The organism is Mesorhizobium sp. M0048, from assembly GCF_040323405.1.
Classification (GTDB): Bacteria; Pseudomonadota; Alphaproteobacteria; order Rhizobiales; family Rhizobiaceae; genus Mesorhizobium.
Genome location: NZ_JAMYUV010000081.1, coordinates 1 through 14,388, shown reverse-complemented (window position 1 = coordinate 14,388; position 14,388 = coordinate 1). Strand labels below are relative to the sequence as shown.

General features: G+C 59.3%; 14 protein-coding genes. 8 read left to right on the top strand and 6 right to left on the bottom strand.

What is annotated here, in order from left to right:
• Positions 1-251: 251 nt before the first annotated feature.
• The 3 genes from clpS to NKJ84_RS31700 all read right to left on the bottom strand — a co-directional run bounded on the left by clpS (position 252) and on the right by NKJ84_RS31700 (position 1,411).
• Positions 252-557, bottom strand: coding sequence for an ATP-dependent Clp protease adapter ClpS (clpS, locus tag NKJ84_RS31710; RefSeq protein WP_352509809.1), 306 nt, complete (start codon positions 555-557; stop codon positions 252-254).
• 257 nt (positions 558-814) lie between these two features.
• Positions 815-1,030, bottom strand: a complete 216-nt coding sequence (locus tag NKJ84_RS31705) for a hypothetical protein (protein ID WP_352450529.1) — start codon at positions 1,028-1,030, stop codon at positions 815-817.
• A 36-nt stretch (positions 1,031-1,066) separates the two neighbouring features.
• A complete protein-coding gene (locus tag NKJ84_RS31700) occupies positions 1,067-1,411 on the bottom strand; it encodes a hypothetical protein (RefSeq protein WP_292665026.1) in 345 nt (114 codons plus the stop codon).
• A 236-nt stretch (positions 1,412-1,647) separates the two neighbouring features.
• On the opposite strand from NKJ84_RS31700, the gene NKJ84_RS31695 reads away from it, so the two are divergent.
• Both NKJ84_RS31695 and NKJ84_RS31690 read left to right on the top strand, forming a co-directional pair.
• Positions 1,648-2,364 carry a response regulator gene (locus NKJ84_RS31695; protein ID WP_352509808.1) on the top strand — a complete coding sequence of 239 codons (717 nt, stop codon included), beginning with the start codon at positions 1,648-1,650 and terminating at the stop codon, positions 2,362-2,364.
• Positions 2,361-3,770, top strand: coding sequence for an ATP-binding protein (locus NKJ84_RS31690; protein ID WP_352509806.1), 1,410 nt, complete (start codon positions 2,361-2,363; stop codon positions 3,768-3,770). The genes NKJ84_RS31695 and NKJ84_RS31690 overlap by 4 nt, the downstream gene beginning before the upstream one ends.
• A gap of 71 nt (positions 3,771-3,841) precedes the next feature.
• Here NKJ84_RS31690 and choV read toward each other — a convergent pair whose 3' ends face one another.
• The 3 genes from choV to NKJ84_RS31675 form a co-directional block, all read right to left on the bottom strand.
• Positions 3,842-5,023, bottom strand: coding sequence for a choline ABC transporter ATP-binding protein (gene choV / locus NKJ84_RS31685; protein ID WP_254819159.1), 1,182 nt, complete (start codon positions 5,021-5,023; stop codon positions 3,842-3,844).
• The gene (gene choW, locus NKJ84_RS31680; RefSeq protein WP_254819158.1) at positions 5,020-5,874 is read right to left on the bottom strand and encodes a choline ABC transporter permease subunit; all 855 of its coding nucleotides are present in this window, start codon (positions 5,872-5,874) and stop codon (positions 5,020-5,022) included. Before choW ends, choV begins: the two co-directional genes overlap by 4 nt.
• Positions 5,875-5,992: 118 nt before the next feature.
• Complete coding sequence (locus NKJ84_RS31675; RefSeq protein ID WP_352509805.1) at positions 5,993-6,928, bottom strand: choline ABC transporter substrate-binding protein; 936 nt, start codon at positions 6,926-6,928, stop codon at positions 5,993-5,995.
• Positions 6,929-7,165: 237 nt separating this feature from the next.
• On the opposite strand from NKJ84_RS31675, the gene NKJ84_RS31670 reads away from it, so the two are divergent.
• The 6 genes from NKJ84_RS31670 to NKJ84_RS31645 all read left to right on the top strand — a co-directional run bounded on the left by NKJ84_RS31670 (position 7,166) and on the right by NKJ84_RS31645 (position 14,326).
• The gene (locus NKJ84_RS31670; RefSeq protein ID WP_352509804.1) at positions 7,166-7,777 is read left to right on the top strand and encodes a thymidine kinase; all 612 of its coding nucleotides are present in this window, start codon (positions 7,166-7,168) and stop codon (positions 7,775-7,777) included.
• A 126-nt stretch (positions 7,778-7,903) separates the two neighbouring features.
• The gene (locus NKJ84_RS31665) at positions 7,904-8,293 is read left to right on the top strand and encodes a c-type cytochrome (RefSeq protein ID WP_352509803.1); all 390 of its coding nucleotides are present in this window, start codon (positions 7,904-7,906) and stop codon (positions 8,291-8,293) included.
• A gap of 122 nt (positions 8,294-8,415) precedes the next feature.
• On the top strand, positions 8,416-9,504 hold the full coding sequence (locus NKJ84_RS31660; protein WP_352478015.1) for a hypothetical protein: 1,089 nt from the start codon (positions 8,416-8,418) through the stop codon (positions 9,502-9,504).
• Between the two features lie 35 nt (positions 9,505-9,539).
• Positions 9,540-10,685 carry a hypothetical protein gene (locus NKJ84_RS31655; RefSeq protein ID WP_352509802.1) on the top strand — a complete coding sequence of 382 codons (1,146 nt, stop codon included), beginning with the start codon at positions 9,540-9,542 and terminating at the stop codon, positions 10,683-10,685.
• Between the two features lie 24 nt (positions 10,686-10,709).
• Entirely contained in the window at positions 10,710-12,620 is a 1,911-nt protein-coding gene (locus NKJ84_RS31650; protein WP_352509801.1) for an AAA family ATPase, read from the top strand.
• Positions 12,621-12,664: 44 nt separating this feature from the next.
• On the top strand, positions 12,665-14,326 hold the full coding sequence (locus NKJ84_RS31645; protein WP_352509800.1) for a cold-shock protein: 1,662 nt from the start codon (positions 12,665-12,667) through the stop codon (positions 14,324-14,326).
• Positions 14,327-14,388: the final 62 nt, after the last annotated feature.

Below are 14,388 nucleotides of genomic sequence, written 5' to 3'. Positions count from 1 at the left end.
AAGCCTCCGCCAAGCTCAACTGGCCCATCTGCTTCACTGCCATCGCGATTCCCTCCGAGCTTCGTCTCAGAGAATCACAATCAGCGAATTACGCAACAGGCCCCTTGTGGGAGAAGGTGGATTGGCGCGAAGCGCCAAGACGGATGAGGGGTGCCGGAAGAATGAGGCGTCGGCGTTCCCTGGAACACCCCTCATCCGACCGAGCTTCGCTCGGCCACCTTCTCCCGCAAGGGGAGAAGGGAAAAGGAGCCCTACTCCTCCGGCTCCGTCGTGAACATCAGCGGATAACCCTTGGCCTTGCCGGCATCGGTTGCCCGCGCCGCCTTGGTCTCGGCGACATCCCTGGTGAAGACGGCGACGACGCAGTCGCCGCGCCGGTGCGCAGTGATCATTATCCTATGCGCCTGGTCTTCGCTGAGCTTGAACTCGGCCTTCAGCACAGTCACGACGAACTCGCGCGGCGTGAAATCGTCATTGACCAGGATAACCTTGTAGAGCTTCGGCCGTTCGACTTTCGGCTTCGTGCTGGTACGGGGTTTTGTCGTGATTTCAGGCATTGGACCGGCAATTGAGTACGACGGCTTTGCGGTCATTTTGACATGGGCAAAAGCGGTCGTCCATTCAACCGCGCGCGAGCGGCTTCCCGGCGGACGCAGTTCAAAAATCCGTGCCTATGTGGGAACTGCCGTCTGGCGTTCAACGGGGGGTGTGGGCCGGGACTGCCCGTATTGTCTGCACGCAACAAAAAAGACGACCGCTCCAGGCAAATCGCAACTGGAGCGGTCTTCTCATAGGGTAGAAAGATGTCGCTTGATCAGGCCTTCGGAGCTGCCTTGACCGCGTGCTTCTTGTGCTTCTTGACGGTCTTCTTGGCAGCGACCTTCTTCACGGCCTTGGCCGGCGCAGCGGTCGTCGTTGTCGTCGCAGCCGGGGTGGTGGTCGCGGCATTGGCGCTGCTGGCGCCGAGAACCGGCATCGAGACGGCCAGCGCGATGGCGAGACCGAGGGCGGAGAGGAGAGACTTTTTCATGGCTTCACTTCCTTTTTGTGCAGATCGGATTGAGTGTCACTGAACGGGATCGATCGGTGTCACTCCAAGCAGCTTCAAGGCGTTCGCGAGCATCCGGATTCCCTGTGCCTGTTTCTTGTTGGCGCAGAACCGGTTTCCCTTTCTTTGAAGTGCTTTCGCCGCGGTGACCTGCGTTGCCGCGGCATGGGTTTCGAGGGCTTCGTCAAACTGGCGGTTCAGATCGATGCAACGCTCGCTGCGGGTGGTCGCCACCTTTGCATCGGCCGCCTTTGCATTGGCCACCTTTGCATCGGCCAGTTTTGCATCGGCTTGTTCAACCGCGGCCGTGACGAGCGAAATGGAAAGCAACGCACCCATCAGACTGATCGAGAACCTTTGCATTGGTCTATCCGTATCCCGTAACGCGTGTCGCAGCCGATGACCTGACCGCCACGGCACCACTTATGACCTTGATTTTTTTCGGCAGTTTTTCCGGATTGTAGAATTTTGTTTCTGGATTGTTTCTGGGCAGCCCGGATCGGGCCGCCGATCTTCACTGGCCAACTTATGGCCTGAATTCTATCGTCTGGCTGACGGCCGAAGCACCGCTTGGGCGATCCACAAATGACAGGTTTCCTGTGAAATCCGACCCCCACATACTGATCGTCGACGACGACAAGGGCATTCGCGACCTGCTTCAGGAATTCTTCCAGAGGCGAGGGCTGCATACATCTGTCGCCGCCGACGGCACCGAGATGGAGACCGTCCTGCGCCGCGCCCAGGTCGACCTGATCGTCCTGGACGTCATGCTGCCCGGCAAAAGCGGGCTGGAGCTCTGCCGCGAGTTGCGCGCCAATTATTCGACGCCGATCATCATGCTGACCGCGGTTACCGAGACAACCGACCGCGTGGTTGGGCTGGAGATGGGCGCGGACGACTACGTGCCGAAACCCTTCGATCCGCGCGAGCTGCTCGCACGCATTCGTGCCGTCTTGAGACGCAATGGCGCCGCCGAGCCGCGACGCGCCGCCTCGCGGCAGATCTACCATTTCGCCGGTTGGACGATGGACTGTTCGCGCCGCCGGCTAATGGCGCCCGGCGACGTCAGGATCGAGCTGACGATGGCCGAATTCAATCTCCTGCAGACCTTCGTCAAGAGCGCGCAGCGCGTACTGAGCCGCGAGCAGCTGATCGAGCTGTCCGGCGGCGACAGCGGCTACAGCTTCGACCGCAGCGTCGACATTCTGGTCAGCCGGCTGCGGCGCAAGATGGAGGACGACCCGAAAACGCCGAAGCTGATCCTGACCGTGCGCAGCGGCGGCTACCAGTTCCTGCCTGAGACGACCTCCGAATGAGACGCATCCTGCCGCAAACGCTGCCGGTCTGGGTGCTGCTCATCGTCATCGCCGGCCTGCTGATCAGCCAGATCGCGACCCTTTACATCGTTTCGCGCGACCGTGCGGCCGCCAATGACGTCGTCGATCTCTATCGGCTGAACGACCGCGCCTTCTCGCTGGTGCAGCTGATGCATGATGCCACCCCAGAACAGCGCAAGGCGACGGCCTCCGGGCTGTTCAATGCCACCTATGCGCTCACCGTCTCCGACACGCCCGCCGTCACCTCGTCGATAGCGGGCGACGACGAGCTGGCCGAACTGGAAGACATATTGGTCGGCCGGCTGTCGAAGTTCGGGATCACCGATGCACGGGTCCGCCGCGACCCGGCAACGCACGAAGCGGACGCTCCCGGTGGGACGGTCGCCGGTCCCGATATCGGCCAGGTCGAGCGCGACCTGCTGGTGCTGGCGGCCGATTTCGCCCAGAGCGACAAGCTGACGGCTTCGCTTCGCTTTGCCGACGGCCAGTGGCTGAACTTCACCGAACCGAACACGCCGGCCGGGCCGATACTGAGCTTCGATAGCCTGCCGCTCTATGCCTTAATCGCCGGGCTGGTGGTGGCTTCCTCGATCTGGTCGCTGCGCCGGCTGACGGCGCCCTACAGGATGATGGAGACCGCGGTGAAGCGGATCGGCGAGGACCTGAAGAGCCCGCCGATCGCCGAGAGCGGCAGCCGCGAGGTGCGTACCGCGGCAAAGGCGGTCAATGCCATGCAGGCGAGACTGCGCGCCTACGTCGAGGACCGCGAGCATCTTGCGGCCGCACTGGCGCACGACCTGCGCACGCCGCTGACCAGGATGCGGCTGCGCCTCGAACTGCTGAGGAATTCGTCCGTGCGCGCCGCACTGGCGCACGACCTCGCCGACATCGAAGGCATTGCCAGCTCGGTCATCGACTTCGCCACTTTCGAGGTGACCGAGGAGAAGAGCGAGAGGATCGATTTCTGGTCGCTGGTAGAATCGATCGCCGACGGCTTCGACGAGGTCTCCTTCGAGAATGAAGACGGGCGCTCGCGCGGCTTGATCTGCATGGCGCGGCCGGTCGCGCTGCGGCGCTGCGTCACCAACCTCGTCCAGAACGCGGTGACCTATGGCAAGAGGGCGCATCTCAGCCTGCGTCAATCAGGCAAGACAATCACGCTGGCGATCCATGACGAAGGGCCGGGCATACCGCAAGCCGAGCTCGACGCCGTGTTCGGCTCGTTCGTGCGCCTGGAACAGTCGCGCAACCGTCAGACCGGCGGCCTCGGCCTCGGCCTGACCATCGCCCGCAACATCGCCCGCGGCGCCGGCGGCGAGGTCATCCTGTCCAATCACCCCGATGGCGGCCTGTTGACGGAACTGAGATTGCCGCTGGCGGTTTAGCTTGCGGTATCGGGCTAAGCCGGCGTTCCTTCGCGCCGGCGTTTGGTCTCGGTTCTCGCCAAGGAGAAAAATTATCTTCGCAGCACCGCGCTCAGCACATCCCTGACGCCGATGGCGCCGACGAAGCGCGACTGGTCGTCGAACAGCGCCACCGGTGCGGTCTGCGAGCGATGCATGGCCAGCATCACGGTCTTCAGCGAGGTGCCGGGATTGGCCCAGAACACCTGCGCCGTCTCCTCCGGCTGGGCTTCGACATCGGCGCAGGACACCCATACCGCCGGCTTGCCGTCGCGCTCGGCCGCCGCCACCAACCCATGCTCGTCGATCTTGAAGCGCGTCGTCTTGCGCCGGTCGAGCCACACCCAGCCGTTCTCGCCATGTTCGAGGTCGCGGCGGTCGCGCATGACGTTCCACGCGGTCAACACCGAGAGCGGGTTCACATTGGCGATGAAGTCGCGGACATAGTCGTTGGCGGGCCGCAGCACGATGTCTTCCGGCGCACCGGTCTGCACGATGCGTCCGCCCTCCATGATAGTGATGTGGGTGCCGATCTTCAGCGCCTCCTCGAGGTCGTGGCTGACGAAGATGATGGTCTTCTTCAGCTCGGCCTGAAGCTGCAGCAGCTCGTCCTGCAGCTTGGTCCGGATCAGTGGGTCGAGTGCCGAGAACGGCTCGTCCATCAGCAGGATCGGCGCCTCGGTGGCAAAGGCGCGCGCCAGGCCGACGCGCTGCTGCATGCCGCCGGAAAGCTCATGCGCGTATTTCTTCGACCACTGGTCGAGATGAACCAGCTTCAGTTGCTTATTCACCCGCTCCTTGCGCTCGGCTTCAGGCACGCCGGCGAGCTCGAGGCCGAGGCCGACATTTTCCTCCACCGTGCGCCACGGCAGCAGACCGAACTGCTGAAACACCATCGCCACCTGTTTCTGCCGCAACCGCCGAAGCGTCGCCTCGTCGCAGGTGACGACGTCGACCGTGCCGTCGCCGTCCTTGACCAGCACCTGGCCGCGCGAGACCACGTTCAGCCGGTTGACGGCCCTGAGCAGCGTCGATTTGCCGGAGCCGGAAAGCCCCATCAGCACCGAGATCTCGCCCTCGTTCACGGTGAGGCTGGCGCCGGCGCAGCCCAGTACGTTGCCGGTCTGTTCGAGGATTTCGGCGCGGGTGGCGCCGCTGTCGATCAGCGCCAGCGAGCCTGCCTGGTCGGCGCCGAAGACGATGTCGACATTCCTGAAATCAACGGCGACGGTCATTTCTTGCCTCCCACGCCGATGCGCGTCATTCGGTCGAGCACGATGGCAAGCACGACGATGGCCAGCCCTGCCTCAAGCCCTAGGTCGATCCGGCGCGAACCGAGCGCGCGGTTGATCTCGGTGCCGAGGCCGCCGGCGCCGATAAGGGCGGCGAACACCACCATCGACAGCGACAGCATAATCGACTGGGTCAAGCCGGCCATGATGGTCGGCAGCGCCGAAGGCAGCTCGACCTTCCACAGCAGCTGGCGTTTGGTGGCGCCGAACGCCTCGCCCGCCTCGACGATCGATTTCGGCACCGAGGTGACGCCGAGATGGGTGAGCCGAACCGAGGTCGGAATGACGAAGATGATGGTGACGATGAGGCCGGGCGCATTGCCGAGGCCGAACAGGGTCAGCACCGGGATCAGGTAGACGAAGGTCGGTAGCGTCTGCATCAGGTCGAGCACCGGCAGCATGACGCGATACACCTTCGGCTTGTGCGCGGCCCAGATGCCGAGCGGCACGCCGATGGCCATCGACACGGCGGCGGCGGCGACCACCAGCACTAGCGTCTCCACCGTCTGCTTCCACAGGTTCTGGTTGAGGATGAACAGCAATCCAATGAATACCGCCAAAGCGAGGCCTTTCGAGCGCTGCAGGAAATAGGCGAGCAGAGCGATCAGCGCGATCAGCAGAACCGGCGGCAGCAACAGCAGCCCGTCGACGATGCCGTCGAGCAGGAAGTTGAGGCTGTTGGAAAAAGCCCTGAAGATGGTGTCGAAATTGTCGGTGAGAAAGCCGAAAAACGCCTTCCCCCATGCCCCGATGGGAATCTTGTAACTGACCAGGAATTTGGAGATCGGATCCATCTAGCCCCTCTTCTGCCGGCGCCGTCCTTCGCCGCACGGTCATCTTGTCACAGGATATGAAAAAGGGCAGCCATTTCTACCGTGGCTGCCCCTTGTCTCGTCATGCCAGATGATCGGGTCAGCTTCCGAGCGCCGTTTTCACCGCTGCCGCCGCATCGCCGCCGTCGAAGGTGGTGACGCCGGCGATCCAGGGGGTGATCGCGTCAGGGTGTTTCTTCAGCCAGTCGGTCGCGGCGGTATTGGCGTCGGCGCCCTTCAGGATCGCGTCCATCATCTCGCCTTCCACGTCCAGGTTGAACTTCAGATTGGCGATGAACTTGCCGGCGTTCGGGCATTCGCTCATGTAGCCCTTGCGCACATTGGTATGCACGGTGGCGGCGCCGAAGCCGCTGTCGCCCATCCCCTCGAGATAGGTGATCTTCATGGCGCCCATCACCGGATGCGGCGTCCAGCCGAGGAAGGCGATCCATTCATTGTTCTTCATCGACTGCTCGGCCTGCGTGAGCATGCCGGCCTCGGAAGACTCGACCAGTTCGAAGCCTTCGAGATTGGTCTTCGGATCCTTGATCATATCGAGGATGATGCGGTTGCCGTCATTGCCGGCCTCAATACCATAGATCTTGCCGTCGAACTTGTCCTTGAACTTGCCGAGGTCGGTCAGCGTCTTGACACCGGCATCGGCGACATAAGTCGGAACGACGATGCCATAGCCGGCACCGCTGAGATTTTCGCTGACGGTCTCGACCGAGCCTTCGGCGGTATAGTCCTTGATGTCGTTGGTCATCGACGGCATCCAGTTTCCAAGGAACACGTCGAGGTCTTTGTTCTTCAGCGATGCATAGGTCACCGGCACCGAAAGCTGGATCACCTGCGGCTCGTAACCGAGCGCCGTGAGCAGTACCGAGGCGACGCCGGTAGTCGCCTGGATGTCGGTCCAGCCGACATCGGACAGCCGCACCGTCTTGCAGCTTTCCGCATCACCGGCGAAGGCCCCAGTCGTGGATAGAAAAGCCGCCAGGCCGAGGCCGGCGACGAATGAACTCATGCGCGACATAGAAATTCTCCCATTTCAGTTCTCGGTGAAGCGAAGTGGCGGTTTTATCTCCACCTTTGTTCCGTCAGCCAAACACCATTCTGCTGCGGTTTCAAGCACTAAGGCAATCACGAACAACGGCGCAGACTGGCCGATCGGCGACACGCCCGCCGCTTTACGGATGGAAGTCGTCTTTTCCCGGTGGAATGTAGGCGCTCCCCCTCCCCGCTTTGTTGCAACTCGGCTTAAAAGGACGGCATGGCCAAGCTGTACTTCCATTATGCGACGATGAATGCCGGCAAGACGACGATGCTGTTGCAGGCCTCGTACAATTACCGCGAGCGCGGCATGACGACGATGCTGTTCATCGCCGGCCACTACCGCAAGAGCGATACCGGGCTGATCTCGTCGCGCATCGGCCTGGAGACGGAGGCCGAGATGTTCCGCGACGGCGACGATCTGTTTGCCCGGGTCGCCGAGCATCATGACCACGCCACGGTGCATTGCGTCTTTGTCGACGAGGCGCAGTTCCTCGAAGAGGATCAGGTCTGGCAACTCGCCCGCATCGCCGACCGGCTGAACATTCCGGTCATGTGCTATGGCCTGCGCACCGATTTCCAGGGCAAGCTGTTTTCCGGCTCGCGCGCCCTGCTGGCGATATCAGACGAGCTGCGCGAGGTGCGCACCATCTGCCGTTGCGGCCGCAAGGCGACGATGGTGGTACGCCTAGGGGCCGACGGCAAGGTGGCGAAACAGGGTGAACAGGTGGCGATCGGCAAGGACGTCTATGTCTCACTCTGCCGCCGCCATTGGGAAGAGGAAATGGGCCGCGCCATGCCCGACGATTTCATCGGCTTCATCAAAACCTGACCAGCGCGTTGCGTCCATCCGTCCGCCCAGCCGACATTCGTTCCGCGATCGCGTCATCGTGCCGCGCTTGTTAAGGCTTGCTTCCTATTTTCAAAACCTCTCAGCCAGAGCCGTCGGGGAGTTCCCATGCTTCGAGCCATTTCGTCTGCAACTGCTTTCCTCATCGTCGGAGCTCTTGCCGCGCATGCCGACGGCGATGCCGCTCTCGGCAAGAAGGTCTTCAACAGATGCATGGCCTGTCACGAGGCAACGAGCGAACGCGACAAGGTCGGCCCGCATCTGCTGGGTGTCGTCGGACGCACCGCCGGCACCGCGGACAGTTATCTCAGCCGCTACTCGCAGGGGATGAAGGACGCTGGCGCCGCCGGCCTGGTCTGGGACGAAATAAGCCTTGCCGAATACCTGCGCGCGCCGCGGCAGAAGGTCCCCGGCAATAAAATGGCCTTCTCCGGCCTGACCAGCGACGAGGACATCGCCAATGTCATCGCCTACCTCAAGGCTGATCCCAGGCCCTGAGCGTGACCCCAGTTGCCTCGTTTCCTGGTGTCGCCCGTCTTCCGTCTTTCATTCGCCAAACCCGGCACATATAGTCACGGCGGTTTGCGACACGAAAACCGATGCCGAAGCGGGAGGCCCCAATGGCGACATTGCAGAATTTCGATGCCGAGATTGCCAAGACCAAGCAGGTCGTAGAGGACATGCGCACCAAGATCGAGCAGTCCGGTAGCGTGCTCGACACGCTCGCCACCGCCGACAAGAAGATCGGCGACGCCAATTTCGACATCGAGAATGCCCGCATCGAGGACGTGCTGAAGCAGCAGAAGGTGATGGAAGGCAATATCGCCGACCTGATCATCGGCCTGGAGGACGCCACCAACGTCTTCGGCGCCGAATTCGAGAGCATGAAGAACTACACCGGCTGGGAGAATTTCGTCGGCGTCTTCTCCAGCCAGCGCAAACAGCGCATGCGCACCGACCGCGTCCGCAACATGTCGCTGGCCGGCAATTTGCAGGAGCTGTTGGCGAAATCCGACACCATCGTCGGCATCCTCAAGGCGCAGAAGCAGGTTCTCGACACGCGCTACAAGACCTCCGAGGCCAGCCTGTCGCAGGTGATCGAGCGCCGCAAGACAACCATGTCCAATCTCGAGACCGTGCAGAAGCGCATCGAGGAACTCAACCCGATGCTGCTCGACATCGAGAACAAGATCGCCGCCTCGACCAGCCAGAAGGAGCGCACGCAGCTTGAAGGCGAACGCTCGAAACTGGCCACGGAATACAACGAAAAGCAGGCCAAGGAGCAGGAATTGCTGGCCGAGAGCCAGACGCTGGAGCGCTACACCTCGATGTTCCAGACCTTCGTCGATTCGCTCAACAATCAGATCGCGGCGCAATCGACGCTGATCAACAAGCTGACCATCGATACCGAGCAGCGCATCGTGCTGTACAAGGCCCTGGAAGATTCGCTGAAGACCGCCGCCCAGCAGGATGTCGCCCATAAGATCAACACGCTGGGCAGCCAGGTCGACAACACCGCCGAGGAGACCATGGCCGGCATTGGTGCCGCCTCGCAAAAGCACATCGGCGATCTGCTTGAAATGCACGAGAAGAACATGGTCGCCACCGCCGACATCCAGCGCCGCAAGAAGCTCGCCGACGACGCCTTCGCCCGCCGCTTCGACGATGTGATGAAGAAGCACAATTCGGCAAATTACGTGCAGTCGTAATTGCTGCACGTGCACTGCTCCCAAGGGCTGGCAGCATGACCCCCGAAAACGAAGCCGCGGCGCGCTATTTCTCGGCGATCGCGGCTGCACTTGGCGGCCTCGAAGTGTTCATGCGCGACGATCGCTCGCCGCTCTATCGGCACGGCATCGTCGCCAAGGTCGTCGCCGAATATATTGCGCGGCTCGAAAAGTCGTTCTCGTGCTGGCGCAACCGGCTGGGTTTCACCGAGACGTTCCGCATCTCGCGCGCCGAAAGCGGTTTTCCGGTTTTCCAGAACCTGCTCGAACTGGAAAACGACCGCCTCCAGGCCGACAGCCGTCTCGCCGTCATCCCTTCGGCCAGCGAGCTGCGCGAGGAAATGGCCGACTTCATTCTGCGCCACAAGGAATTTCCCGAAGCGTTGCAGAAGTCGATGGCCGAGCGGCTTTACCTCGAAGACGTCAAGAGCGGGACCACCTTCGGCCCGTTCACGCTCGCCCAGACGGCCAAGGTTTCGGTCAACCCGAAGACGCTGCGGCCCTATTATCTGGTCCACTGGGCCTGCTTCGACGGCAGCGCCAACCTGCCGCTGGTCTACATGGCGACGGTCGAGGATTCCTCCGACGACATGATCCGGCAGCTGGTCGATAGCAGCGGCAAGCTTAATGAGAGGGTCGACATTCCGCTGCCGGTCGACGGCTTGCTCAATCCCGAACTCGCCCACCGTTTCGACGATTTCACCGAGAAGAATTCCGCCTACACGCTGTCGCCGGCGACGATCGCGGTCAACCTCGACAAGGATTTCGAGACGCTGCATCCCAAGCAGCTGCGCCGCGTCGTGCTCGGCCCGTTCTATTCTGCCGGCATTACCGACAACAATTCGACGGTGAACGAAGTGCTGGCCAAAGTGCGCAAGCCGGAAAACGCCTGGCTGCTGACCTGGACTATCCAGGAGGTCTTTTCCAAGGCCGAGAAGCCCGGCCGCAAGGGGCTGTTTTCGAGCGAGAAGACGACGCAGGAATTCTTCATCAACACCGACGATCTCGAGGCCGCACGCCAGGGCGTGTCGAGCTACGAGAACCACGCGCTGATTCCGCATGAGGCCTATCAGTCGCTTTACGCCGCCGGCGAGGCGCAGAAGATCTTTTCGGGCTACAAGGTCCATATCCTGTCCAAAGGGCAGGTCATCAGCGACGTCTGACCATCAAATCGCGGAGTATCCTCCATGGACACCGGTCTGACCGCCATCCCGGAAGCGGCAATCGAAAAGCACCGCGCCACTGCGCAAAGTTTCATCACCCGCATCGTCGTGCTGGAGGACCCATCGCGCGAATCCGGTACCGCGCTTGCCGGCACCAACCGCCGCTTCGTCTCGACCGTTTCGGTGGGCTCGGTTCGCCGCACGCGCGAGGTCGAGCTCGCCAAAACCGTCGCTGCCGTCCATCCCGACGACCAGCTGCTGACCATCCCGCAGCACATGCTGCTGTTTCGCGCCCGGCGTGGGCTGGCCATTGCGTTGGCAATATCCGATGTCTTCGCCGAAGGCTCTGACCTCGAAAGCCTGCAGGCGAAAAACGCCCGCGCGCCGCTCGAAGGCGACGAGGCCGCCACATTCAAAAAGCTGCTGTCGGCTTCGGCCTATATTTCCGCCTTCAGCTTCGCCTCCTATCTGTTCCAGCTGATCGATAGCGACGGCGAGGCGCCGAACGACACGCCCGAGCCGGACTTTCTGTTCGACACGCCCCAGGACGCGGTGAAATCGATCGTGGCCGGCCTCGACAGGGCGATATCCGGCGCGAAGGACGACGCCGACCTGATGACCCGGGCGCGCGCCTTTGCCCGCATTGCCATCGATGGGCTTTTGGCGCGAAAAGGCCGCTTCGACGGCATCGGCCCGTTCGAGAACGCGCATATCCGCATCGACGTCGACGATTTCACGCTCGATGGTTTCGACGTCGCGCCGGGCAACCGGGCAAAACCGTTGGTCATGACCTTTAAGAAGCCGGAGGAGGTCGTCGGCAACCACATCGCCAAATACCAGTCGGTCAAGCTCGCCAAGATGCTGATGGCCTACGACTTCGAGCGCGAGTTGAACCCGTTTGTCGAGCTCGGCGGCTTCCTGTTCACCTTCATCGGGGACGGCGCGCCCGGCACCGGCAAGACGACGCTGATCCAGATGATCGCCGGTCTCGTCAACGGCTACTGCCAGGTCGCCGGCTATCCCTTTGCTTACGAGAATTTCGGCGTCGACCAGATCTCGTCCTACCAGGGCAAGTCGGGCCAGAACTGCCGCCAGTTCATCAACAATGTGCTGAACCCGCGCGTCATCGGCTTCGGCACAATCGACGATATCGACCAGGTCGCCGCACGCCGCTCAGACGACCGTGCCTCTGCCGGCCAGCAGGAAATCACCGGTGTGCTTATGGACGCGTTCGGGGGTGCCGGCACCGTGGTGCGCGGCAATTGCTCGTTCGGCATGTTTTCCAACTATCCCGAGAACGTCGACGACGCATTGCGCCAGCGCGCCGGCGCGCGCTGGCTGGTCGATGGCCCGCAGAGCCGCGACGACTACATCGACATTTTCGTTCTGCTCGCCGGCAAGAACCACAAGATCCCGCTCGGCGAGCACAAGCTCTACGCTGCCCAGGAAATCCAGCGCGCGGTGATGGAGGCCTACGAGGAACATGAAAAGCCGCAGGAAGACGGGCTGATGAAGGTCTACGAGCGCTATATGAAGGAGAACGGCGCACCGAAGACGATGGCCGACATCGGCACTTATCTGCACATGATCAAGGATGCCGAGCCGCGCTTTACCGGCCGCGCCATCAAGAACGTCACCGACGCGATCAAGATGCGTGCCATGGACATCGAATTGCCCGACGAGTGGTTCGAAAAGCCGGAAGCCTTCATGCACAAGGGTTACGACGACAAGAAAGCCATGATCGAGGAACTGCGCGGGCCATTCTCGATGGACATGGTCATGCAGGAGATCAATCGCTATGCGGATTCCGAATTCCGTTATTCCGACAAGTCCGACGATGCCGCGGTGAGCAAGATGATCCGCGATACTCGGCTGCGGGAGCGTGCCGTCCGCGAGATCGAGGAGATGAAGAAGAAGGGGCTGTGGAATGCGTGAGTTACAATATACTTTCGACGCGGACATAAGGGAGGGTTGGAATAGTGCTTTACGGCTGGGTTGACACTTTGCCCATTGGCAAAAACTACGGCTTCGTCAAAGCCGAGGGTACTCTCGTTCGCTATTTCCTTCACTCTTCAGAATATCACGGTGCTTGGACAGACCTCAAGAAGGGTGAAAGGTTGTCCTTTGAAGCAGATGAATCCGATGGAAAAATGAAAGCTCGCAACGCGAGAAGTGCGATGACAGTTAGTCGCCCGAGCCCTGAAAAGCAAAATCGGGTAAAAACACTTGAACCGTATGCAGGCCCAACACTCGAACTCTCGAAAGAAACTCGCAGAAAAGCTTTGTCGGAAATTTCGAAGTGGAAGCTTGAGGCTCGCCTCGACGATCTTAAGAGATATTTCTTTACTGTTCCAGAGCTTCACGACATTATTGATGGAGAAAAAGCTTATGTAATAGGCAGAAAAGGTACAGGAAAAACGGCGCTTGTTCAATATCTGCACGATCATGATGATTCAAATTTGAACCTAATCTCAAAATTAACGTTCAAAAATTTCCCATTCAATGAGTTATATACTCAAGATAATAGCACATATACGAAACCAAACCAATACATAACTATATGGAAATTAATTATATATTCCGCAGCGTGCAGATCAATTGCCAGAAGCGTCCATACAGATCCTCTTGTAAGGCGTACAATTGAGAAAGCGTTCCCAGCTCCGGACAGTGACAATCTGGGTACGATTGTGGGAAAATGGATCGCTGGCGACTTTGGAATAAACGTCTTAGGATCAGGTATAAATGTAACGAACTGGCTTCGCAACAAGAAAAAGGCGACACTTCAGGAGAAAGTGGAAAATTTAGAAGCTTTTGTGCTGAAGAATATTCCCGATCAAAAGATATTCGTTCTATTCGATGAATTGGATGAGGATTATAAAGATGTTTTTGCTAGCTACAATAAAAGTAATTATTTAGACCTTCTCACAAGTCTATTTAAGGCTGTTCAAGATGTTAGATCATCTATAACCTCAAAAGGGAAAAAACTGTACCCAGTAATTTTCCTTAGAGACGACATCTATGATCTTATAAAGGACGCCGACAAAAATAAGTGGCGAGATCTTGAAATATCACTCAAATGGAAAGATCCTGAAATCAGAAGGCTGATTGCTTACCGCCTTTCTCGTGTCTTCGGAATTCAAGAAGATAATTTTGAGAAACTCTGGTATTCTATCTTTTCACGATCGCCCATGAGCTATTCAGGGGGAAAAAAGCAGATTGACTCTTATAAGTACATCACGATGAGCACCCAAGGCAGGCCTCGCGACTACATAAATTATCTAAAAGAGTGCGCAGATATTGAGTTGAGTAAAAATGGCGAAGAAATATCGGCTGATACTGTAAAAGATGCGGACAAGGCATACTCTAATTATCTAAGAAAAGAACTTATTGACGAGATGCATGGGCTTATACCCGATATTGATAGCGTCTTTTCGATATTCTCTGAATCAAGAAAATGGATACTGAATATCAGTGAGTTTAAGTCAGCTTACAATCAGCGACTAAAATCGAACACGCTGAAAATATCTGATGTAGATTTTATTTTGAGAACTTTATTCTATTTTTCGGTTGTTGGCAATGTCGTGAGGGTAGGTATCCATATGGACACCTCGAAAAACCTGGCAATCGAGACCGCATTTTGATTCACTTCGCCTGGTGATTTGCACGGAGGCGTTGGATGCGAGGCCAGGCTGGATTCTGGGAC